Origin of the sequence: Acinetobacter sp. YH12142, assembly GCF_013418435.1 — a bacterium.
GTDB lineage: Bacteria > Pseudomonadota > Gammaproteobacteria > Pseudomonadales > Moraxellaceae > Acinetobacter > Acinetobacter amyesii.
The window spans coordinates 142623-165541 of sequence record NZ_VPCB01000007.1 but is presented as its reverse complement, the minus strand read 5'-3'; the positions used below and the strand labels follow the sequence as shown (position 1 = coordinate 165541).

The window sequence follows — 22919 nt, the reverse complement described above, 5'->3', positions numbered from 1 at the left end:
CTAAAATTAACTATGTGTTTCTTCGTCTTCCTCAAAAGTCCGGGCAATTTTGTCAATATTTAAACTTTTCGCCATCGCATCGAAGATTTGCTTATAGGCACCTTCTTGATGGTACAAATCATGATGCTCCCCGTGTTCTACGATTTGTCCATCTTTCATGACGTAGGTGTAATCGGCATCGATAATTTGCGACAAACTATGCGAAATCATGATGACGGTACGACCTTGCTTAATTTGATCCAAACTATTTTTAATTTGTTCAGCAGCGATAGCATCTAAACTTGCAGTCGGTTCATCCAAGAAAATAATCGGCGGATTTTTCAAGAACATGCGTGCCAAGGCAATGCGCTGTTGCTGTCCACCTGAGAGCAGTAAAGCATCGGCTTCATAGGCATGCGGAAGTTTTAAGATCTGATCATGGATCGAGGCTTTCCGTGCTGCATCGAAGACTTCTTGCTCTGTAGCTGTACTTTTGCCATAGCGAATATTTTCAAAAATTGAACCTGGGAAAATATGATTTTTTTGCAATACCAAACCAATATTTTCACGTAAATACTGTGTATCAATCTGTTCTAAATCGATGCCATCGAGTTTGATATTGCCCGCTTGAGGATGATAAAACTTATCCAGTAAGCTAATTAATGTCGATTTACCAGCGCCAGATAAACCAACCAAGGCGGTAATTTTATTTGGTTGGATGGTCATATTGATACGGTGTAATGCCTGAAAACCATTGGGATAACTAAAGTCGACATTGCTCAATTCAAATTGACCTTGAATCGGAGGTTGGGCAGTACCACTGGTTTCAATTTCATGATCCGCTTCTAAGATGTTAAAGAAGCTTTCTGAATAAATCATCGCAGAGTTAATTTCATCATAGATACGATGTAACGAGCGAATCGGGGCAGAGACATTATTAAATAACAACACGTGATACATAATCATCCCGATACTCATTTGCCCATCCAAAACAAAATAGGCCGTCAGAATGATGATCAGCACTACACCGACCTGTTCAATAAAGGTTTTGAGTCCGTCAAAGATATAACTGGTTTGCCGTGTCTGCATCTGGTTTTCAGTCAGTGACTTTTGCAGATTTAATTGCTTTTTCGATTCGACGGCTTCTTTGTTAAAAGATTTAATGACCGTTATCGAGTTGATAATACTCAGAATACCCTGATTTTTCTTTTCAAAATTATCGCGTAGGGCACGGCGTTTGCCTGCCAGTTTTTGTGATTGTTTAAAGGTCAGCCAAAAATAAATCGGCACAATAATTGTGGCCACCACACCTACCCAAACATTGGCATAATACATTAAGCCCAGTGCAATAATCGCACTGGTAAAAAGCGGTAAAATATCAATAAAAAAGATTTGAACCAATCGTGTGAGCGAGCTGACACCCCGATCAATTCGAGTTTGGAGCTTACCTGCTTGGTTGTCTTGTTGATCGAAGAATGCCAATCGATAGGTGATAAATTTTTCAATAATGCCTTGGGACAAATCCTGAGAAATTAAAATACGTAATTTTTCACCAAACGATTTTTGTCCAAATTGCACGATGGCATTGATGACTTCTTTTCCCAGTAAGACTACGGTGATGGTGATTAATATATGCCAACCATTGGCTAGACCGAGACCTTGTTGCAAAAGCTGATTGATGCTGTCTACGGCATATTTGAGTGTCAGGGCATTCACCTGTGCCGTGAGTGAGCCAATTAAGGTCAAGATCAGCGTCACGACCACCAGCCAGCGGTATGGCTGTACGAATGGGCGTAATTTTTGGAAAAGTTGCCACAGATTCATAAGCAATTATTTTTATTGTGAATATGAGCTTTAGTCTAAGACTGAAAATTCAATGCGACAAGCGATGACAATGTTTTGATTTGTGACGAGAGTTTTTCAGCTAAGATATTTTTAAATGTGCTCACGACCTCAGCATCACGGTGCTGCGCCTAACAGTGTTGAGTTGAACCGATGAATTTTGAATTATTTGCGCCTGAACCGCATGCAAACCTGCTGCCCTATGATGGTGAAGTTGAAGATTATGGACTGATCTTCAATGCTGAAGACAGTGAAAAATATTTACGCTATTTCCTCACGCAGTTGGCTTGGCAGCATGATGAAGTCATTTTGCATGGACAGTATTATCAAACGGAGCGAAAAGTGGTTTGGTATGGAGATGCCCATTATGAGTATCACTATTCAGGCATGCAAAAGCAGGCATTGATCTGGAATCCAGCTTTACTACGCTTAAAGCAACATATTGAGCAACGGGTGGGTCAGGCGTTTAATTCCTGTTTGGCCAATTTATACGAAAATGGTACGCAAGCGGTAGGGTGGCATAGTGATGATGAGCCGTCTTTACTTTCACCCACACAGCAGGTGGTGATCGCATCTTTAAGTTTTGGCGCAAGCCGAAAGTTTTGCTTTAAACATAAAAGCACCCAAGAGAAAGTACAGCTTTTACTGCAAAGTGGACAGTTGATCGTGATGCGTGGGCAAACCCAACGGTATTGGAAGCATGCCCTAATGAAGTCGATGAACGTGACCGAGCCGAGGGTGAATTTAACCTTTCGTTATTTCTATGATCAACAGCCATAAAAAAAGCCCATATCTAGATGAGCTTTTTTCTTTCTCTGAGGAAGAGTATAGCGACAATCAACTGAAATCATGGAACACATGATTGAGATGACTGCTAAAGAACAATAATCATATTATGATAATATATCTGGAATTTATAATTAATAAATTCAATTAACAACATGGATTTATCAGATTAATTAAATAGCATCTTTACAATATTGCATCAGTTATGCGCAAACAGATCAGGCTTAAATGGCGTCCGATTCTTCCATCATACTGCTGTATTTTTTCTCAATACGCGCTGTACAGTCTTGCAGCATTTCTACAACTTTCTGAAAATTCATAAAATCAAAACGATTTTTAGACGCCAATAGGGTCAAAGCAAGTGGGGGTTCTTTACTGGAGAATTTAATCGGAATCGATAGGCTCGACATATTCGGGTCAACTTCACCATTGGAAAAATAATAACCCTGCTTTTTAATCTTTTTCATTTGCAGCATAAATTCTTCTTCATTATGCGCAAAACCAACTTGAGATAATTCATCTGCAAAACGGTGGTAATAATCTAAAATCCGTTGCTTGGGTAACTGGGACAAAATCACTTTAGATGATGAGCCTTTATACATCGGACGCGGGCTACCTCGACCATAAGCCAAGGCAGTATAGTCTTTGTAAAGTTCATGATGCACATCAATACAAGAGTCGATATTCAGATGCGTCAATAAGCAACAAGACTCTGTGCGTTCCACAATTTCTTTCATGAAGGGAATGCTAATTTGCACCAATGGATCGGTGGTGCGAGAAATAAAATCAAGCACAGCAATTTTTGAACCCAGTGTGTAATCGCCAGAAGTCCCACTGAGGCGCTGCAATAATTCAGCAGAAACCAGTTCTTTTAAATAGCGATAGCTCGTTGGTTTAGATAAGCCTAATTCTTCACTAATAATGTCGACATTGATGATGGGACGAGCAACTGAAAATAAGTCGAGTACGGTGAGAATTTTACCAAAACTGGAAAGCGCCATAAGAACCTGCTTGGTCACAATAAAAAATGAATCGTTAAGTTACTTTATAACAAATTGCTCGGCCTGATGTTGCGATTTTCTACACTGGAAATGAAACAAATCTGAAATATCACAGGGTTTCTTGGGTCATCCTGATAAAAGCATAGTAAAAACCTGAAATACTCATTTAAAACATAGTTGAATTATCAAAATAAGATATTTTTATTGACTTTGGTTTGTTTTTTTAGCAAAATTTCTATGAAAATATCCTATATTGAATAAATATTGCCCATCTGTTCGATGCGCAGGCAATGTTGCACATTACTTTTTGTATTCAAATGGTTTGAAATACGATTTGAATCGCTTCTTTACTTATTGAAATTTCTAGTCATTCCTGTGCCGTGATACAGGTTGTGCTGTCGAATGTTTAAGCATTCGATACGAGGTCGTTTTCACTAAAAAAAAGCAAACCACCGAGATCCATCATGCTGCTGACGAAACAAATACTCGCTTTTCGGCCCAATAAAATGGACTGGATTTTTGCGACCAAAACGTTCATCGCGGGCATGTTGGCATTGTATGTGGCCTTTGTACTGAATTTGGCTTATCCGATTTGGGCGATTGGCACCGTTTTCGTGATCGCGAATCCATATTCAGGGATGACGTCTTCAAAAAGTTTGTATCGTGTATTAGGGACGTTCTTAGGGGCGGCCGTGTCGGTGGTGGCACTGCCACATCTCATTCACATGCCTGTACTGTTTACGGTGTTTTTAGCGGTTTGGGTTGGGTTTTGCCTGTATTTGTCACTGCTAGACCGTACGCCTCGTAGTTATGTTTCCATGTTGGCGGGTTATACCACGGTCATTATCTGTTTTAACGTCGTGTATTTTATTGATACCGCTTCGATCTTCGATATGGCCTTGGGGCGTTTTCTCGAAATTACGGTGGGTGTGGTATGTAGTGCCATCGTGACCACGACATTATTTCCAATGCATATTGGCCCTGCAGTCGAAACACGCGTGAGCAAAACCTTTGCCGATACCAAAGAAATATTTGATCAGATTTTATTAGAGCCTGCCGAACTAGAAAATTATTCAAAAAACCTCGGCAATATTGCGCGAGATATCGCGGATATACATGTCATGGCGGTGCATTTGTCATATGAAAAATCCACCTTAAAAGGCATGACACGTCCATTGCAGGAAATCTTGCATCAGTTGAGTTTGTTGGTCAGTAACTTGGTGGCCATGTCTGAACGGATGAAACAATTAGATGGTCTGGACACACATTATCGGACGGCACTCAAGCAAGCCCATGAACATATTGCCGCGTTTTTATTAGATCAACATCAGATTGAGGAAAGTGAACTTAATCAATTGCCTGAACAGTTTGAGCAAGATTTTCAACACATTCAGGCACAGGCATTGCCATCACAACAGGTGATTTTAGGTAGTCTAAAAATGGATATTCGGCATTTTATTCAGAATATTCATGCGATTCGCTTGCTTTGGCAGCGGGTACAGCAAGGCGACTCCACTTTACCTGCCACACTGACCGCCTTGGGCAATAGTCATTATCCGACTTTGCACCGAGATGCGGGGGTTGCTATTCGTGGCGGGGTGTCTGCATGTTTGATTATTTTAATTTCTACGGGTTTTTGGATCGTTAGTGGTTGGAAAGCTGGATTTATGATGGCCGAAATGGCTGCAATCAGTGCTTGTATTTTAACTGCAATGGATAACCCTGTTCCTGCATTGAAAATGTTTATTCGCGCCAATATGTATGCGGCTTTCATGGTGTTCATCTACGCCAATGGCATTTTCCCGCATGTGACCGCTTTTTGGCAGTTGATCGTGGTGTTAGCACCGTTTGTGATGTTCTGTCTGATGCTATTTTTACATCCGCCTTTGGTCGGGATCAGCTTGCCGCTTTTGATGGGCACCATCATGGGACTGAATTTTCAAAACCGCTTTAGCCTCGATCAGGTGTTTTTCTTTGATGCATCGATTGGGACGGTTTTGGGACCCATTATCTCGGTATTTATTATTCATTTAGTACGAGCAATGTCACCGGATATGACGGCCCAACGCATACTTTCACAGCACTACAAAGCACTGCGTCAGGCTTTATATCTGCCGTACGGCTTACCGTTTCGGGTGCATTTACGCAGTATGTTGGACCGAATCGGCATACTAAACAGCAAAATGGTGCAATCAGGGAATTTGAAACAACAGATCGAGTGGGCTTTGGTGGAAGCCAGTGCCGTGATTGATTTGACCCGCTTGCAAGAACTCATGAATAAACTCGATCCGAATGATGCACTGGTCAGTGAACTTGAAGAGTTACAACAAGATTTAGATGACTATTTTCGTGCCATGGAACAAGGGCAAAAGAATGTGTATATGAGTTTGAAACAGCAAATTGTAGAGCGAATTCAACGATTGAATCAGGCCGTTCAGGGTCTTGAAAACGACGATGTTATGCATCGAATTCAGTATTCACTGAACAATATTCAAAGCAGTTTGTGTCATGTCCTAACACAGCAAACACCAGATAATTTACAGGTCGAGGCACAACATGGGTGAGCTAAATGTGTATGGCGTCTATGTGCCCATTCTATTGATTCAAGCGGTATTGGCCTATCTGTTATTGCGGGTCATCATGAGTTTGCTTGACCGATGGATGGCGCCAGATTGGGTGCCGATGCCCAATATTTTTTATTTGGGTGTATTTGTGATGTTGCTTTGGCTGGTGCATGAAATCTTTATTTTCTGCCAGTTCTAAGCCCCTAAAAAATGAAATGATTGAGGTAATCGTATGACCAATTTGAATGTCCGAAAATATGTTCGGCCTGTATTGTTGATAATCGTGCTATGTGGCGCATTAATTGCGCTGAAACATATTTGGGACTACTACAATTCGGAACCATGGACGCGTGATGGACGGGTACGTGGTGACGTGATTCAAGTGTCATCGGATGTTTCAGGTTTGGTCACAGACGTTTTAGTTCAAGACAACCAACAAGTGAAAAAAGGCCAAGTGCTGTTTCGTATAGATGTGGCACGTCAAGCTTTGGATGTTGAGCAAGCCAAATCTGACCTGGCGAAAGCCAAAGCAGGACTGGCAGGGGCTGAAGCGCAGCTTGCTGAAGCCAAAGCCAATCTAGTGAAGTCACAAGCCAATATTAATCTTGCAGATAAAAATGCAAATCGTTATGCAAGTTTGATGGACGGTGCGATTTCAAAACAAGAACAAGATCAAATGTTTGCAGTACGTGATCAATCACATGCAGAGCATGAACAAACTCAGGCAGCGATTGAACAAGCCAAAGCCAGTGTGGTGCAGCAAAAAGCCCTGATTGAAGCGGCCAATAGCAGTTTGCATTTGGCAGAATTGAATTTAAAACGTTCGGAAGTGGTTGCACCAACAGATGGAACATTGTCTAACTTTGAACTCAAAGCAGGGAATTACGTCAAAGTCGGACAAGCCGTAGCGGCCTTAATTGACCGTCAACAGTTATATGTTGTGGGATATTTTGAAGAAACCAAACTGGATAAAATCTATGTTGGCGCTCCAGCAACAATCCAACTGATGGGAAGTTCTGAAGTTTATAAAGGCCATGTACAAGGCGTTGCAACAGGGATTGAAGACCGTGAACGTACCTCGACTGATGGTTTACTGGCTAATGTCAATCCAACCTTTAGTTGGGTCCGTTTGGCACAGCGTGTACCAGTGAAAATTGTACTGGATGAAGTGCCGCATGATCAGTTGGCTTTTGTCGCGGGTCGAACCACCACGATTCATATTGTGGATAAAAACTAAGTTATCCCCAATCATTTCATTTGCGTAGCATTGAGTGATCAATTTTACGCATAAAAAAGCATCCTTTTTCGGATGCTTTTTTATTTGCCTGTTTGTTGAAAGCGCTTAAGGCTTTAGTCCCACTGGGTTTCGATACCAACTTTCAATAAACAATGCTGCAGCAAGGCTGTCGGCAGAAAGATTCTTCGCACGGCCTTGGGCTTGATAATGATCTAATTCATCGCGCGCTTCACGTGTCGTTAAGCGTTCATCGACCATCAAGGTTTCAATATTGGTTTGGTGGCGAAGACGTCGTGCAAATTTACGCGCACGTGTGGAGAGTTCAGATTCGCTATCATCCATATTGAGCGGTAGACCCACGATAAACAAATCCGGCTGATACTGTTTCACAATCTTGAGTAGATTATCCCAATTGGGAATGCCATCTTTCATGGGAAAGAGTGGTAGGGGATTTGCACTTTCAATCAGGGCTTGTCCCACAGCCATTCCTGTTTTTTGTGTGCCAAAGTCAAAGGCCATAATCATTTGATATTGTGGTAAATCAGGCATGTCCAATCTCAGATGATAACCACATGCGGTCTACGCCCATTTTTTTATAGGCAGCGTCCCAGCGGTCGTCATAAGGTAAGTTAAATATTAAATCCATGTCTGAGTCACAAATGAGCCAATCACCCCGAGCAATTTCTTCTTCTAATTGGCTTTTACCCCAACTGGCATATCCTAGAGCCACCTGATAACGACCCACACCTTCATTGTGCGCAATCGCATCTAAAATATCTTTAGACGTGGTAATACAGACATTTTCACCTACAGCAATAGACGAATGCCATGTTGGTTGACCGGTATGAAGAACAAAACCTGCCTCTGGGCGCAAAGGTCCACCTTGCAACACTTCGTGAGGATGCACATTATCTGCCTCAATTTCCAAATCATTCAAGAGTTCTTTGATCTGTAAACCTGAAGGACGATTAATAATGATGCCTTGAGCGCCATCTTCATCATGTCGAGCCAAATAAATCACCGTATTGGCAAAGAATTCATCGTTCATTTCGGGTGGAGCAATCAGGCAGCGGTGTGTGAGGTATTGTTTAGTCACCTAATGGCTTCTCCTTATTGGGGTAAGTTTCATTCTTGGGGTGAATTGCATTCGAATAACGTTGTATTTATCAACATACTAGACTCACAAGTTTTCAACAATGAGTTTTTCTGCAAATTCAATATTTGTCATGCTCGACCTGTGAGGGACATGATAACAATCTTCATCGTGCAGGCAGGTCTATAATACGGTGAATCGTGAAGAAATTAATTAAGATTTGAACAACAGCACTACAAAAGCGAGGAGAAGTTATACGTGCTTGATGACCGAGATTGCTTAAAATAGCAGGATAAACTGAGGGTAAAACAATGACACATTTTTCAAAAATAATAGGGATGGCACTCTGTGCAAGCCTGCCTATTTCGGGCTTTGCAGGAAGCGCTGACTTACAAAAACATGAATCTCAGGTGATTAAAAAATATAAAAACTTAAATTTTTATGAGGTTAATCAAGCGATTGAACGTGAAATTGTGGATGTCATTGCGGCAGATCCGAGTAGTTTTCACTACGGATTTACGCAACTGGAAAAGCAAGGTTTTGTTCATGTTCAATATTCACCAGATAAAAAACTTAAATTTTATAGTTTTGATGTGTCTGGCGGAGGCACCATGGGGGAGTGGAGCAGCTATGTGCAATATGCAACGGGAAAAACGCAACATTTAGATCAATTTGACTCAGGCTATATCAATCAAATTTTGCCGGTCAACATCCAAAATAAAACCGTATATTTGGTGAAGAGTTATTATAAAGGTGATAATTGCAGTGGATTACATCATCTAAGGGCCGTTGAAGTTGGGCCAAAACAGTTACTTAAATCTTATGTATTTCAAACTAAGCAAAAGAAACTAGATCAAATCTCGGTAGATTATGACTGCCATTATGAAACCGATCGTCGTAGCGGTAATGAATATCTGAAAATCAGTCCGAAACACGTGGATGTAATGTTACTCAATCAACAACATCAGCCGCAGTATAAATATTTACGCTATAGCTTAGGCTCGAAAGCCTTTGTGTATCAGGGGATTGTCAAATAGTATGCTTTAAAAAAAGCCTGTGTAGTTTTTAATCCACAGGCTTTTTTGAAAGCATCAAAAATTAACTATGTTGAAATTTTAATTGTCGCAACTGTTTTGCGTGTTGTAAGGTCGTTTGACTAATCTCCACACCACCGGTCATTCGAGCCAGCTCTTGAATCCGATCATCTTCTTCTAATTCGATAATGGTACTGCTTGCAGGATCCGTTTGACGTTTTTTCACCAACAAGTGCTGATCGGATTGTGCTGCAACTTGCGCTTGATGCGTGATACATAAAATTTGAACATGCTGCGCCAAATCAGCCAACAAACGTCCGACAATTTCTGCCGTTCCGCCACTGATCCCGACATCAATTTCATCAAAGACTAACACTTCGGATTCGGTTTTTTCAGCATTCATCACTTGCATGACTAATGCAATACGTGACAATTCACCCCCCGATGCCACGCGTGCTAAAGGCTGAGCAGGAATCCCTTTGTTTGCGGTGAACAGAAGTTGAATAAAGCTTAAACCTTCACTTGAAGCTTGTTCTAGAGGCTCAAATTTAAATTCAAAATGAGCCTCTGGGAGCGCGAGCTGCTTGACTTGTTCAGTCAACTGCTTCGCCAATGGGGTAGACGCTTCACGACGAATATCATCCAAATGCTGTGCTTTGGTTAAAAAGTCTTGATGAGACACTTCCACTTGTTCTGCCAACGTTTCAGGATCTTCCAGCTGATGCAGTTGCTCTAACTCAAGTTGCCATGCTTCGTATTCTTGTTTTAAATCTTCAGGCTGAGTACGATATTTACGCGCTAAGCGATGAAAAACTTCCAGTTTGGTATTTAATTCGTCCATACGTTCAGGATCAAAACTTTGACGATCAATAAACTGACGTAAATTTGCGGTGGCATCTTCAATTTCACTTTGAGCGTTCAGTAGCGACGTATAAATTTCAGAAAGTTGTTCACTACGTCCTGCATGCGATTCAATCCGACGAATGATCGCGCCCATTTCTTGATTGATATTTTGCTCGGCGTCATCGAGGGCATTTAGACCATAGCTACAATCCTGCATGATATGTTCATGATGACTGAGACGGTCAAATTCTTGCTCGATTTCTTTGTAGTCCGTTTGCACAAGGTCTTCAAGTTCTTCTAATTGAAGTTCAAGCGTTTCTATCCGTTGCTTACGTGTTGCTTGGGCGTCGAGTGCTGCTTGGTGCTGACGAATGTCCTTTTGCCATTTGCTATAGGCATCACGCACGGCTTGAGCAGGCTGATAAAAATTGTAATAGCGATCTAGCCAATGTTTTGGGTAGGGCGGTTCTAAGAGTTGTTGTTGGCTGTGTTGGCTATAGAGTTGTACCAATAAGCGGCCAATTTCTTTTAACTCGGACAAGCTGCTCGGACGTCCATTTATCCATGCCTTGCTGCGACCTGTTGCAAAAATCACGCGACGTAAATGGATTTCGCCAGACTCATCATCTAGTTCGTGTTCTTTGAGCCAAAGCGCTTCAGGGCTGTGCTCTTGATAGCTAAAGGTCGCTGTCACATCGGCTTTGTCTGATCCATAGCGCACGTAGTTGGTGTCTGTACGTTCACCTAAGCAAGCTGATAATGCGTCTAGAAGTAAAGATTTACCTGCACCCGTTTCACCCGTCAGGACATTAAAGCCTTGTTCAATGTCGATGGCTAAATGGTCGGCTAATGCAAAATTGATCAGAGTTAAATGTGTCAGCATAAACGCATCCGAGCTGCGAAAAGTTCTAGTTAAAGATAATTAAGTTTTGTTTTGGTCACAAGACAAGTTTTATTTTAAGATGACGAAAAACCTCATAATTCTATCCTAAATTTCAGTTTAATAAGAAATTAGTTTCGTATCTGCCGTAAGCACGCAGTGTAGTGATGCAAAGAGTAAATGATCTTGCATAACGTGAGCTTAAACCACCAACGTCCTGCCAAGTCCTCACAAAACACGTTTGTGTATGTATTCTTGTATTTAATCTAGCGTGTTATTGCCATAAAACGTCATGATTTGGTCATTCAAATCCACCAATATGATTCATCACGCTGCTATTTTTTTGAAATGAGTTTGCAGCGTTTCGATCAACCCTAACTAGGACTTTAGTGGATGAAACAAAAAAGTATTTTGTACAACGGCACAGCTTGTTTTAGACTCTAAATGTTGAGGTGGTGGGATGAAATAGGGGCACATCCAGTACTCAGATTTTTGTAATTATCTATCGCACAGTTTTCAACACAGATTGATTAGTTTTTGCAGCACAATTAAACTACATCGATCAAAATATTATAAATATGCTTTATCTGGAGAAAACGCATGTCAGCACAGTTTGATCATGTATCGGTAATCAAAAAATCAAATGTTTATTTTGGCGGTCTATGCATCAGCCATACTGTGCAATTTGAAGATGGAACAAAGAAAACACTGGGTGTGTTGCTTCCAACTGAACAAGCGCTGACTTTTGAAACTCATGTACCTGAACGTATGGAAATTATTTCAGGTGAATGTCGTGTTCAAATTGCAGATAGCGAAGAAAGCGAATTATTCCGTGCGGGCCAATCGTTCTACGTGCCAGGTAATAGCCGTTTTAAAATTGAAACAGACGAAGTCTTGGATTATGTGTGCCACTTAGAAGGCTAACGATTCAATCAATTTAGGCACAGTTTTTTAACCTCAAATCGGTTAAACTATGTGTCATAGCATAAATCCTGTAAAGCTTGCTTTGCAGGATTTTTCTTTTTGGCAGCCTAAGCTGTGCTCTAGGGGTGTCATACCCTGTTCAAAAGTTTATCGAAGTTTGCAAATTAGAGGTCGTTCATGGCGAAACCGGAATATTATTATGGCGTTCATTCAGTGGAGTCATTACTGGAACTTGAGCCAGAACGCGTTTTAACTTTATTTGCGTTAAAAGGACGTGATGATCAGCGTTTAAAACGTATTTTTGAGTTGGCAGAACCGTTTGGTGTCAGCATTCAAAAAGCTAGCCGTGATAGTTTGGAAAAACTTGCGGGACAACCGTTCCATCAAGGTGTGGTCGCAGCTGTACGCCCACATCCAGTCTTGAACGAAAAAGATTTAGAGGCTTTATTACAAGCCAATCCAAATGCGTTGCTATTGGCATTAGATCATATTACAGATCCACATAACCTTGGTGCATGCATTCGTACAGCGGCAGCCATGGGTGTTGAAGCCGTGATTGCACCGCGTGATCGTTCAGCGACACTTACCCCAACAGCCCGTAAAGTTGCTGCTGGTGGTGCTGAAAAAGTGAAGTTTATTCAGGTGACCAACTTGGCACGTACATTGGCTCAAATCAAAGAAGATTTTAACGTGCGTGTGGTCGGCACCATGCTAGATGAAAAAGCGTTGCCGATTCAAAATTTTGACTTCACAGGTACGGGTGTATGTGTGGTGATGGGCGCTGAAGATACAGGTTTACGTCCTATTACGCAGGCGCAATGTGATCAAACTGTTTACATTCCAATGGCTGGTAATTTGCAAAGCTTAAATGTCAGTGTCGCGACAGGTATGGCATTGTATGAAGCATGCCGTCAACGTAATAATGAATTGAAATAGCAGTGATGATGTCTCCTCAAAAGCAAGGTTATTTATATGTGTTCATTACCATGTGTATTTGGGGTGGATTTACCTTAACGGCGCGTTTAAGCGCCAATTGGGGAATCAGTGCTTGGGATATCACGGCGCTCAGGTTTGCTTTGGCATTTTGCATCTTAATGCCAATTTTGATTTATAAAAAAGATACGGCTTTTTTATGGAAAAAAGAGCCTTTTATCCTTGCTATGCTCGGTGGGGTGACCTATTGTTTAACGGCCTATAGCGCATTTCATTATGCTCCTGCGGCCCATGCTGCAATTTTCCTCAATGGTTGTATTCCCTTATGTACGGCCATAGCCGCATTTCTGATCTTCAAACAGCCGCTCGATAAGCATACCTGGATCAGTGTGGTCATTATGGTTTCTGCTATTAGCTTAATGAGCTATCTGATGTATGTGGAAACCGGTGTAGCGTTTGGTTTGGGTGATTTGCTGTTTTTTATCAGTGCCATTTGGTGGGGGATATTTACGGTATTGCTTAAGCAATGGAAGCTCTCTGCTTGGCATGCCATGGCGGGGGTTGCGATTTGGTCTGCCGTGGTATTTGTACCAATTTACCTACTATTTTTCCCTAAACATTGGTCCGATCCTGAGCCGCTGCAGCTCATTGGGCAAGTCATCTTTCACGGTATTTTTGTGGTGATTATTGCGACTTTAACGTATGTAGAGGCGATCAAGCGCTTAGGTACATTTAAAGCCGGAAGTATCGTAACTTTGGCACCTTTTATTGCTGCGATTTTAGCGGTGCCGCTGCTAAATGAACCCTTAAGTTTTGCAATTGTGTGCGGATTGGTCGGGATGGGGATTGGAGCGATTCAACCGTGGAAATGGTTGGGACGAAAGGATAGTCTAGAGCAGCAACTCGAACAACAAAAAAAGCAGTCTGAGTAAGACTGCTTTTTTCTTTAGCTTTTTTCAGCGTGCGCTAAGTACTTGAGATGTAAGGGTCGAAGCTGCGCATAAAGATGATCTAAATGACCATCATTCAGCACGATATCATCTGCAATTTTTTGCTTTTCCTGACGTGACATTTGAACTTGAATAATTTTTTGGATTTGCTCGATATTTTGACCATCACGCTGTGATGCACGCTGAATTTGCAATTGTTCTGTGGCATCAATCAGCAAGGTGTGATTGGCCAATTCATGTTGATTGGTTTCAAATAATAACGGCGAAACCAAGATGACATAGGGGCTAGTGGCTTCGTTTAATTGTTGGATAATGGACTGGCGTATTGCTGGATGGGTAATGGCTTCAAGTGCTTGACGTGCTGTAGGATCTTTAAAGATATGCTCGCGTAATGCACGCCGATTTAACTCACCATTTGCAAGTAAAACCCAATCACCAAATTGTTGCTGAATTTGATTCAGTGCGGGTTGACCAGGTTCGACAACTTCCCGTGCAACGATATCAGCATCGACGACTTGAATGCCTTGGAGTTCAAACCAATTGCTTGCAGCAGATTTACCGCTACCAATACCACCTGTTAAACCCAAGACAAATGTCATACAACGACCTTACTGACCCAAATAAATTTTCATAATTTGATCACCCCATAAAAAGGCGATCCATCCGGCGATGGCAATATAGGGACCAAATGCAAAAGGTTGGTTATCTTTACGAACTTTGAGCAAAATAATGCCAATGATTGCACCCACTAGTGAAGAGAGTAATACAATCAGTGGAAGCAGGAAAGGGCCCATCCATGCACCCAAGGCAGCTAAAAGCTTAAAGTCACCATAGCCCATGCCTTCTTTGCCAGTGATAATTTTAAATAAATAGTAAACGATCCATAGGCATAAGAAGCCGATGATATATCCCCAAATGGCTGAGGTTGCAGAGGTATAAATGGCATAGCTATTCACGCCAAGTCCGAGTGCAGCCAAAGGAAGGGTATAACGGTCAGGTAAAAGTTGGGTGTCAAAGTCAATAAATGTTAAGGCAATCAATACATAAGTCAGCACCAAACCAAACAGCATCTGGATGGTTGGACCAAAAACTGCAACAACAATCAGCGCACAGACCATGGTGAGTAGCTCGATCAGTGGATAACGGCTACTGATCGGGTTTTGGCAACTTCCACATTTTCCACGTAACACAATCCAACTGATGACAGGAATGTTTTGATACCAACGAATGGGCGTTTTACATTTTGGACAGGTTGAAGCAGGGGTACTCAGGGTAATCTTGGTTTCATCAATAATCGGTTGGTCTGGATGCAAAAATAGTTGGCAATCTGTGCGCCATTCTTGTTCCATCATCTTCGGCGTGCGGTAAATCACCACATTCAAAAAACTACCGATGCAAAGACTAAAAATCCCAACTGCGATATACATCGCAGTTAGGTTGTTGATTAAGTAGCTAAAATAATCAGTAAACAAAATATTTCCTTTTCTTGGTTTTAACCAACCACTGAACCCATTTGGAAGATTGGAAGGTACATTGCGACAACAAGCCCCCCTACTAAAATCCCGAGAATAGCCATAATTAAGGGTTCCATCATAGAGGTTAAACCATCTACAGCATTATCTACTTCATTCTCATAATGTGTCGCCACTTTATCTAGCATGGCATCTAAAGCACCAGACTCTTCACCAATAGCGACCATTTGGACTGCCATAGGTGGAAATTTATCGGTAACACGCATGGCGAATTGCAATTGCTGGCCGGTCGCCACATCTTCACGAATTTTTAACACAGCTGTTTCATATACCACGTTGTTGGTTGCACCTGCAGTTGATTCTAGCGCATCGATTAAAGGTACACCTGCGGCAAAGGTGGTTGCCAAGGTACGGCTATAGCGGGCAATAATCGCTTTATAAACCAAATCACCAAAAATTGGTGCTTTTAGTGCAGCTTTGTCTAAGAAGTCTCGGAAAGCTTTGCTACGTTTTTTTGCTTCTAGAAACCCACCAATTAATATTGCAATAACCACGAGCATGATAAACCAATAATCTTTAGTCCAATTTGACATATTGACAACCATCTTAGTAAAAGCTGGCAGTTCTGCACCAAATGAACTGAAAAGGCCTTCAAATACGGGTACAACTTTCACCATCAAAATAATGGTCACAATTATCGCGACCACAATAACTGTGGCTGGGTATTTCATGGCCTTTTTGATTTTTTGCTTAAGCAATTCACTTTTTTCTTTGTAAATGGCAACACGGTCTAGCATGGTTTCCAATGCACCCGACTGTTCACCTGATTCAACCAAGGAGCAAAATAGGTTATCGAAATACTGCGGATATTTGCGCAGCGCACCAGCAAAGGTATTACCGCCTTCAACTTCACCTTTGATCCCCAAGACCACTTCACGCATGGCTGGGTTTTCTAGGCCTTCCGCCACGATTTCAAAACCCTGAACGAGCGGTACACCGGCTTTCATCATGGTTGCAAGTTGGCGCGTGAATACCGTGATATCCAAAGTGGATACTTTCTTTTTCATCAAGCCTTCGAGAATATTTTTGCGTTTTTCTCGAATGGTTTTAATGGTGATGCCTTGCTTACGTAAAGTGACTTTGGCTAAAGCCATATTACGCGAAGGCATTTCCCCTTTGATTTTCGCCCCTTTGCGATCCACGCCTTCATAACTGAAGGTTGGCATCATCTGCGCTTTTTTTACAGCCATGAATTTATCCTTATTTTTAAATACTAATTCACTTACTCACTGGTCACACGATTGACTTCTTGAAGTGAAGTCACCCCCTGCATGACCTTAATTAAGCCTGAACGGCGTAAATTGTTAAAACCTGCTTGATTTGAAGCTTCGGCAATTTGTAAGGCATTGCCATCTTCCATAATAATTCTTGAAATTTCAGGTGTCACTTTCATGACTTCATATATACCGACACGACCTTTATAGCCTTCACGGCATTCGGCACAACCAACAGGTTGGTATATTTGAAATTCTGGTGTATTTAAATCGTCTTCAGTAAAACCAAGTTCCAGTAGACTTTGTTTTGGTACCTCTACTGTTTCTTTACATTGTGAACATAGGCGACGCGCAAGTCGCTGCGCAATGACAAGGTTCACGGATGTCGCAATGTTAAATGAGGGCACGCCCATATTGCGTAAGCGTGTCAATGTTTCAGGTGCACTATTGGTATGTAGTGTAGACATCACCATATGACCCGTTTGAGCTGCTTTAATGGCAATTTCAGCCGTTTCTAAATCTCGAATCTCACCGACCATCACAATATCAGGGTCTTGACGTAAGAATGACTTCAATGCTGCAGAGAAGGTGAGGCCGACTTTATTATTTACGTTGACCTGATTGATCCCTTCTAAGTTAATTTCCACAGGGTCTTCGGCCGTTGAAATGTTGGTATCTTCACGGTTAAGAATGTTTAGACCTGTATATAAAGATACGGTTTTACCGGAACCCGTTGGACCGGTAATGAGCAACATGCCTTGCGGTTTTTCTAAAGCCTGCATGAACAGTTCTTTTTGATCCGGTTCATAACCCAACGCATCAATCCCTAACATCGCACTAGAAGGGTCAAGGATACGCAGTACAAGTTTTTCACCAAACAAGGTCGGCAAAGAGTTCACACGGAAGTCGATGGCTTTGTTCTTTGACAGCTTTAACTTAATACGACCGTCTTGAGGTATACGTTTTTCAGAGATGTCCATTTGTGACATGACTTTTAAACGCGAAGCAAGTCGAGTAGCGAGCTGCAAGGGCGGATTGGTAATTGTTCTTAATACGCCATCGACACGGTAGCGGACGCGGTAAGACTTTTCATAGGGTTCGAAATGTAAGTCGGATGCACCCATGCGAATGGCGTCGACTAGTAGTTTATTGATGTACTTAACAATCGGTGCTTCATCACCCGTTGCTTCATCTTCATCTTCTTGAGATGGATCGGGTGTTTCACTATCTAAATCAAGATCAAAGTCATCATCAAAGTCAAAAGTACTTTCTTCAGCGAAGTTCTGTTCAATTAACTTTTCAAGTTTGTCATGTTCAACAATAATGGTTTCGGTATTGAGCTTACTACCAAATCGGATAGCATCTACAGCTTCAATATTGGTGGGATTACTGATCGCAACGAATAACAAATTGCCATGTTTAAAAATGGGCAAAATACGATGCTTGGTAATTAACTTATCTTCAAACTCATCACGAATGATTAAAGACGTGTCATAAGTTGAAATATCAAAAACCGGTTCACCGAACTCTATCGAGATGGTTTCTGCAATCAGGCGTGCTGAAAGTTGATATTCCTGAATCAAATGCGGCACGATATCTTGATGAGCCTTTTTTGAATTTTGCAGCGCTGTTTGCATTTTTTCGGCAGACAGATGCCCTTCGTCAACTAAGCGACGAATAAACCCCGTAAATCTTGAAGAACCTTGAACTGCTGTCATGCTTTTACTTGCCTATGCTTCAGTCTGTTTATAATTGGTATAGCAAAATTATACTTTTGTTGCACAAAAATACCATATCTTAAAGTGTTGTCACTAGCTAAGAATTGGTAAAAAGCATGAACCAGTCCTTAAATCTGCTTAATTTTTTTACAGAAAAGTGAAGATCTTGGAATGACTAGAGTCATTCGAACACGCAAATGTGTTGAAATTTATCTTCAAAATTATGAATTACGTGTAGAATGTGCCCGATTTCATCTTTGTCATGTGGGATAAATATGTCGGGTTCGACGATTACGCCTTGGGTAGTGGGTAACTGGAAAATGAACCCATTGCAAGCCGATGCTGGCGCACTTCTTAAGAATTTTAAGCAATTATTAGATGAACAAAATATTGCTGAAGCGGCATGCCATATTGGGGTTGCACCAACAGCTATTGCTCTGACCACGGTGCAAAATGAATTAGCACAGGCTAGCCGTCATATTATGACTGTTGCACAAGATGTTTCTCGCGTCGCAGGTACAGGTGCATATACGGGTGAGCTCAGTGCTGAGCTATTAAAAGATTATGGTGTTGAATTTGTACTGATTGGTCATTCAGAACGCCGTGAAATTTTTGCTGATCAACCGCATATCATTAATGAAAAAGTAAAAAATGCATTAAACGCGGGTTTGACTGTGATTTATTGCGTGGGTGAAAGCTTAGAACAACGTGAAAGCGGCCAAGCAGAACAAGTTGTGTTACAACAAATATGTGATATTGCTGCTGTCGTACAAGCAGAGCAGTGGAAACAAATTGTGGTGGCTTATGAGCCAATTTGGGCCATTGGCACAGGGAAAACAGCGTCACCTGAAGATGCACAAGCGATGCATGCTAAAATTCGTGAAGGTTTAAGCCAAATCACCCCAATGGGACTTCATACTGCAATTCTTTATGGTGGTAGTGTAAAACCTGAAAATGCAGTAGAGTTGGCAGCCTGTCCAGATATCAATGGTGCGCTCGTCGGTGGTGCATCATTAAATGCAGAGTCGTTTTATAAAATTGCTCAAGCATTTGCAAATACAAAATAATTAGGAGTTCAGCATGCATACGTTTGTGCTGGTGGTACATATTATCTTAGCGATTTTAATGATCGTGCTGATTTTAGTTCAGCATGGTAAAGGCGCAGATGCGGGTGCATCTTTTGGTGGCGGCGGTGCTGCAACTGTATTTGGTGCATCTGGTTCGGGTAACTTTATGACCCGTTTGACTGCGATTTTAACGGCTTTGTTCTTTGTTACGAGCTTGACACTTGCTGTGTTTGCAAAGAAACAAACGACAGATGCTTATAGTCTGAATGCGATTTCTTCAGTACCGACTGCGCCAGCAAAATCGGCTGAAACTTCGCCAACTGCACCAAAAAGCTCTGAATAATTTATTTAACGCTTTCTTTTTTGATGTGTTGCGACTAGAATGCGTCACAGCTGCGGTGGTGGTGGAATTGGTAGACACGCTACCTTGAGGTGGTAGTGCTTTCGGGCGTGGGGGTTCAAGTCCCCCCTTCCGCACCAACTTATAATCCAGAACATAAGTTGGTGTATGCAGCAAAACTCTGTTGATGCGGGATGGAGCAGTCTGGTAGCTCGTCGGGCTCATAACCCGAAGGTCGTTGGTTCAAATCCAGCTCCCGCTACCAATCAATTCTATTTTTAAGATGCAAACTTTTAAATGGACAGCTTTTAAAGCTGAGAGAACTATTTGCATATTGATGCGGGGTGGAGCAGTCTGGTAGCTCGTCGGGCTCATAACCCGAAGGTCGTTGGTTCAAATCCAGCCCCCGCTACCAATCTTATATAGCACACAATCTATATAAGCAGTTTATCTGAAAGCCATTGTGATGTTGATGCGGGATGGAGCAGTCTGGTAGCTCGTCGGGCTCATAACCCGAAGGTCGTTGGTTCAAATCCAGCTCCCGCTACCAATCCTCTGAGATGCAACTCAGTAGGGCAATTCTTCAGGTTGTTTTAGATTGAAAATGACCAAGAAATTGTATATAATTTTTGCATGTTGATGCGGGATGGAGCAGTCTGGTAGCTCGTCGGGCTCATAACCCGAAGGTCGTTGGTTCAAATCCAGCTCCCGCTACCAAGTTTCTAAAAGAGGCTCACAACTAGGTGGGCCTTTTTGCACAGTGGACTATGGTTTTCTGTGTAATAATGGGGCGATTTACGCCCTTTTTTATTGGCTATCGTGTAGTGTCGACAGTATTTTGGTCAAACCGTCATGTTTCACTACTACTATAGTTTTGCATTGGTCTGTAGTGGTCATTTCGACCATCGAATCGCACAAATTTGACGAGAGTAAATGAAGCTATCAAATAAAACTCAAGCACTTCAGGACTTAATTGCCCCAGCGGTGCAAGCATGTGATGTAGAACTTTGGGGGATTGATTTCCAACCTCAAGGAAAACGTTCACTGTTACGTATTTATATCGACCGTGAAGTTGATGAAAATGCAGAACCTGTCATCAATGAAGATGGTGAAGTTGAGCAAGGCCGTGGTATCGGCGTGCAGGACTGTGTTCGTGTCACTCAGCAAGTGGGTGCGATGTTGGATGTACATGATCCAATTTCAGGCGAATATGCATTGGAAGTGTCATCTCCAGGTTGGGATCGTCAGTTCTTTAAATTGGAACAAATGACGGCATACATTGGTCAGCAAGTCGCTTTGCGTTTGATCAGTGCTGTGGATAATCGTCGTAAATTCCAAGCCAAACTTGTAAGCGTAGACCTTGAAAGCGAAATGATTCAGGTTGAAGTTGAAAAGCAACAAGTGTTGGATATTGACAGCCACAATATTGATAAAGCAAATCTGGTTTTCCAAGATTAATTTAATAAATAAGAATCTGAACGAATAGGTGACTTATGGCTCGTGAAATTCTTACCGTAGTAGAAACGGTTAGTAACGAAAAAGGTGTAAGTCGTGATGCAATTTTTGAAGCGCTTGAACAAGCTTTAGTTGCAGCGACTAAGAAGAAATTCTACGAGGGAACTCACTCGGAAGAAGCTCGTCTACGTGTAGAAATCGACCGTCGTACTGGTGATTACCGTACTTTCCGTCAATGGGAAGTGGTTGCCGACGAAGATCACGAAATGCCAGCATGCCAAGATGCGATCTCTGATGTAGATCCTGCAAAATGGGCAATTGGTGATATTCGTGAACTTGAAGTTGAATCGATTGATTTCGGTCGTATTGCGGCACAAATTGCGAAACAAGTGATTGTTCAAAAAATTCGTGAAGCAGAACGTGCATTAATTGCAGATGCTTACGAGTCTAAAGTTGGTGAACTCATCTACGGTGAAGTGAAAAAACAAACCAAAGATGGCTTTATCATTGATTTAGGTGACAATGCAGAAGCATATCTTGCGCGTGAAGAAATGATCGCTAAAGAAATTCTACGTCCTAAACAACGTGTAAACGCGATTTTGTTTAACGTAAACCGTGAAGGCCGTGGTGCTCAGTTATTACTTTCTCGTTCTAAACCAGAAATGCTCATCGCATTGATGAAGAAAGAAATTCCTGAAATTGCTGAAGAAATCATTGAGATTAAGGCAGCTGCACGCCAACCTGGCGTTCGTGCTAAAATCGCTGTGAAAACAAACGATCACCGTATTGATCCTGTAGGTGCATGTATTGGTATGCGTGGTACACGTATCCAAGCGGTTCAGTCAGAGTTAAATGGTGAGCGTATTGATGTAGTCGTTTGGTCGGATGACGCGGCACAGTACATTGCAAGTGCTTTAGAGCCTGCTGATGTATCAGGTATCGTGATTGATGAAGAAGAACGTACTGCAGATATTATTTTTGCAACGAGTGATCAGTTAGCGCGTGCAATTGGCTCTCAAGGTCAAAACGTACGCTTAGCATCTGAATTGACTGGTTACAAGCTCAATATGATGCTTGAAGAAGAATATCACGCACGCCAACAAAACGAAGCGCAACAATATTTAGATATGTTTGTTACACGTCTAGATATTGATGAAGACTTAGCGATGGCGTTAGTTGAAATGGGTTTCACATCATTAGAAGAAATCGCGTATGTTCCTGCGGAAACATTCGATGAGATCGAACTTGATGCTGAAACTGTTGAAATGCTGCAAGGTCGTGCAAAAGAAATTGCATTGGCTGATGCATTGAAGCAACAAGAAAACATCCAAGAGCCAAGCGAAGAGCTTGCTGCAATGGAAGGCGTGACTAAAGAAATCGCATATGCGCTTGCCGCTCGCGGTGTGGTAACTGTAGATGATCTTGCAGATCAAGCCACTGACGATATCTCTGATATCGAAGGTTTAGGTGCTGAAAAAGCAGGTCAACTTATTATGAAAGCGCGCGAATCATGGTTTAACTAGGAGG

At 41.8% G+C, this 22919-nt stretch carries 21 protein-coding genes and 5 tRNA genes; 17 read left to right on the top strand and 9 right to left on the bottom strand.

Annotated features, from left to right (window positions below; genetic code table 11):
- Window positions 1-6: 6 nt before the first annotated feature.
- Complete coding sequence (locus tag FTU77_RS07635; protein ID WP_078189432.1) at window positions 7-1803, bottom strand: ABC transporter ATP-binding protein; 1797 nt, start codon at window positions 1801-1803, stop codon at window positions 7-9.
- A 171-nt stretch (window positions 1804-1974) separates the two neighbouring features.
- On the opposite strand from FTU77_RS07635, the gene FTU77_RS07630 reads away from it, so the two are divergent.
- A complete protein-coding gene (locus FTU77_RS07630) occupies window positions 1975-2601 on the top strand; it encodes an alpha-ketoglutarate-dependent dioxygenase AlkB (RefSeq protein WP_180055460.1) in 627 nt (208 codons plus the stop codon).
- Between the two features lie 230 nt (window positions 2602-2831).
- Here the strand turns inward: FTU77_RS07630 and FTU77_RS07625 are convergent, their stop codons facing one another.
- Window positions 2832-3608 carry an IclR family transcriptional regulator gene (locus FTU77_RS07625; protein ID WP_168378212.1) on the bottom strand — a complete coding sequence of 259 codons (777 nt, stop codon included), beginning with the start codon at window positions 3606-3608 and terminating at the stop codon, window positions 2832-2834.
- 464 nt (window positions 3609-4072) lie between these two features.
- Between FTU77_RS07625 and FTU77_RS07620 the strand changes: the two genes are divergently transcribed.
- Genes FTU77_RS07620 through FTU77_RS07610 form a run of 3 tightly spaced genes read left to right on the top strand, consistent with a single transcriptional unit; the run spans window position 4073 to window position 7409 of the window.
- A complete protein-coding gene (locus FTU77_RS07620) occupies window positions 4073-6172 on the top strand; it encodes an FUSC family protein (RefSeq protein ID WP_180055459.1) in 2100 nt (699 codons plus the stop codon).
- Complete coding sequence (locus FTU77_RS07615; protein WP_180022052.1) at window positions 6165-6371, top strand: DUF1656 domain-containing protein; 207 nt, start codon at window positions 6165-6167, stop codon at window positions 6369-6371. The genes FTU77_RS07620 and FTU77_RS07615 overlap by 8 nt, the downstream gene beginning before the upstream one ends.
- 33 nt (window positions 6372-6404) lie before the next feature.
- Complete coding sequence (locus tag FTU77_RS07610; RefSeq protein ID WP_180055458.1) at window positions 6405-7409, top strand: HlyD family secretion protein; 1005 nt, start codon at window positions 6405-6407, stop codon at window positions 7407-7409.
- Window positions 7410-7514: 105 nt separating this feature from the next.
- Here FTU77_RS07610 and ruvX read toward each other — a convergent pair whose 3' ends face one another.
- A complete protein-coding gene (ruvX, locus tag FTU77_RS07605) occupies window positions 7515-7958 on the bottom strand; it encodes a Holliday junction resolvase RuvX (RefSeq protein WP_078192570.1) in 444 nt (147 codons plus the stop codon).
- Window positions 7951-8505, bottom strand: a complete 555-nt coding sequence (locus tag FTU77_RS07600) for a YqgE/AlgH family protein (protein ID WP_078189425.1) — start codon at window positions 8503-8505, stop codon at window positions 7951-7953. Before FTU77_RS07600 ends, ruvX begins: the two co-directional genes overlap by 8 nt.
- Window positions 8506-8813: 308 nt before the next feature.
- Here FTU77_RS07600 and FTU77_RS07595 point away from each other — a divergent pair, with 308 nt between their 5' ends.
- Window positions 8814-9539 (top strand): hypothetical protein, encoded by a 726-nt coding sequence (locus FTU77_RS07595; RefSeq protein WP_180055457.1) that lies wholly within the window; start codon window positions 8814-8816, stop codon window positions 9537-9539.
- 61 nt (window positions 9540-9600) lie between these two features.
- On the opposite strand, the gene recN is transcribed toward FTU77_RS07595, so the two are convergent.
- Window positions 9601-11262 carry a DNA repair protein RecN gene (gene recN, locus FTU77_RS07590; protein WP_078192568.1) on the bottom strand — a complete coding sequence of 554 codons (1662 nt, stop codon included), beginning with the start codon at window positions 11260-11262 and terminating at the stop codon, window positions 9601-9603.
- Between the two features lie 597 nt (window positions 11263-11859).
- Between recN and FTU77_RS07585 the strand changes: the two genes are divergently transcribed.
- The 3 genes from FTU77_RS07585 to FTU77_RS07575 all read left to right on the top strand — a co-directional run bounded on the left by FTU77_RS07585 (window position 11860) and on the right by FTU77_RS07575 (window position 14048).
- A complete protein-coding gene (locus tag FTU77_RS07585; protein ID WP_067763086.1) occupies window positions 11860-12183 on the top strand; it encodes a pyrimidine/purine nucleoside phosphorylase in 324 nt (107 codons plus the stop codon).
- A 177-nt stretch (window positions 12184-12360) separates the two neighbouring features.
- Complete coding sequence (gene rlmB / locus FTU77_RS07580; protein WP_168378207.1) at window positions 12361-13119, top strand: 23S rRNA (guanosine(2251)-2'-O)-methyltransferase RlmB; 759 nt, start codon at window positions 12361-12363, stop codon at window positions 13117-13119.
- Window positions 13120-13127: 8 nt separating this feature from the next.
- Window positions 13128-14048 carry a DMT family transporter gene (locus tag FTU77_RS07575; protein WP_373685817.1) on the top strand — a complete coding sequence of 307 codons (921 nt, stop codon included), beginning with the start codon at window positions 13128-13130 and terminating at the stop codon, window positions 14046-14048.
- 14 nt (window positions 14049-14062) lie between these two features.
- Here FTU77_RS07575 and coaE read toward each other — a convergent pair whose 3' ends face one another.
- The 4 genes from coaE to pilB form a co-directional block, all read right to left on the bottom strand.
- Window positions 14063-14665, bottom strand: a complete 603-nt coding sequence (coaE, locus tag FTU77_RS07570; protein WP_168378206.1) for a dephospho-CoA kinase — start codon at window positions 14663-14665, stop codon at window positions 14063-14065.
- A gap of 9 nt (window positions 14666-14674) precedes the next feature.
- Window positions 14675-15493, bottom strand: coding sequence for an A24 family peptidase (locus FTU77_RS07565; RefSeq protein ID WP_180055490.1), 819 nt, complete (start codon window positions 15491-15493; stop codon window positions 14675-14677).
- A gap of 65 nt (window positions 15494-15558) precedes the next feature.
- Window positions 15559-16788 (bottom strand): type II secretion system F family protein, encoded by a 1230-nt coding sequence (locus FTU77_RS07560; protein WP_180055455.1) that lies wholly within the window; start codon window positions 16786-16788, stop codon window positions 15559-15561.
- Between the two features lie 32 nt (window positions 16789-16820).
- Window positions 16821-18530, bottom strand: coding sequence for a type IV-A pilus assembly ATPase PilB (gene pilB, locus FTU77_RS07555; protein WP_180055454.1), 1710 nt, complete (start codon window positions 18528-18530; stop codon window positions 16821-16823).
- Window positions 18531-18805: 275 nt separating this feature from the next.
- On the opposite strand from pilB, the gene tpiA reads away from it, so the two are divergent.
- The 9 genes from tpiA to nusA all read left to right on the top strand — a co-directional run bounded on the left by tpiA (window position 18806) and on the right by nusA (window position 22915).
- A complete protein-coding gene (gene tpiA, locus FTU77_RS07550) occupies window positions 18806-19597 on the top strand; it encodes a triose-phosphate isomerase (protein ID WP_180004673.1) in 792 nt (263 codons plus the stop codon).
- 13 nt (window positions 19598-19610) lie between these two features.
- Complete coding sequence (secG, locus tag FTU77_RS07545) at window positions 19611-19940, top strand: preprotein translocase subunit SecG (RefSeq protein ID WP_078189417.1); 330 nt, start codon at window positions 19611-19613, stop codon at window positions 19938-19940.
- A 52-nt stretch (window positions 19941-19992) separates the two neighbouring features.
- A tRNA-Leu gene (locus FTU77_RS07540) sits at window positions 19993-20077 on the top strand.
- A gap of 48 nt (window positions 20078-20125) precedes the next feature.
- Window positions 20126-20202 (top strand) — tRNA-Met (locus tag FTU77_RS07535).
- Window positions 20203-20275: 73 nt separating this feature from the next.
- Window positions 20276-20352: transfer RNA gene (locus tag FTU77_RS07530), tRNA-Met, on the top strand.
- A 58-nt stretch (window positions 20353-20410) separates the two neighbouring features.
- Window positions 20411-20487, top strand: a tRNA-Met gene (locus FTU77_RS07525).
- 90 nt (window positions 20488-20577) lie between these two features.
- Window positions 20578-20654, top strand: a tRNA-Met gene (locus FTU77_RS07520).
- Between the two features lie 216 nt (window positions 20655-20870).
- Complete coding sequence (rimP, locus tag FTU77_RS07515; protein ID WP_078189416.1) at window positions 20871-21395, top strand: ribosome maturation factor RimP; 525 nt, start codon at window positions 20871-20873, stop codon at window positions 21393-21395.
- Window positions 21396-21430: 35 nt separating this feature from the next.
- On the top strand, window positions 21431-22915 hold the full coding sequence (gene nusA / locus FTU77_RS07510; protein WP_078192558.1) for a transcription termination factor NusA: 1485 nt from the start codon (window positions 21431-21433) through the stop codon (window positions 22913-22915).
- Window positions 22916-22919 lie beyond the last annotated feature (4 nt).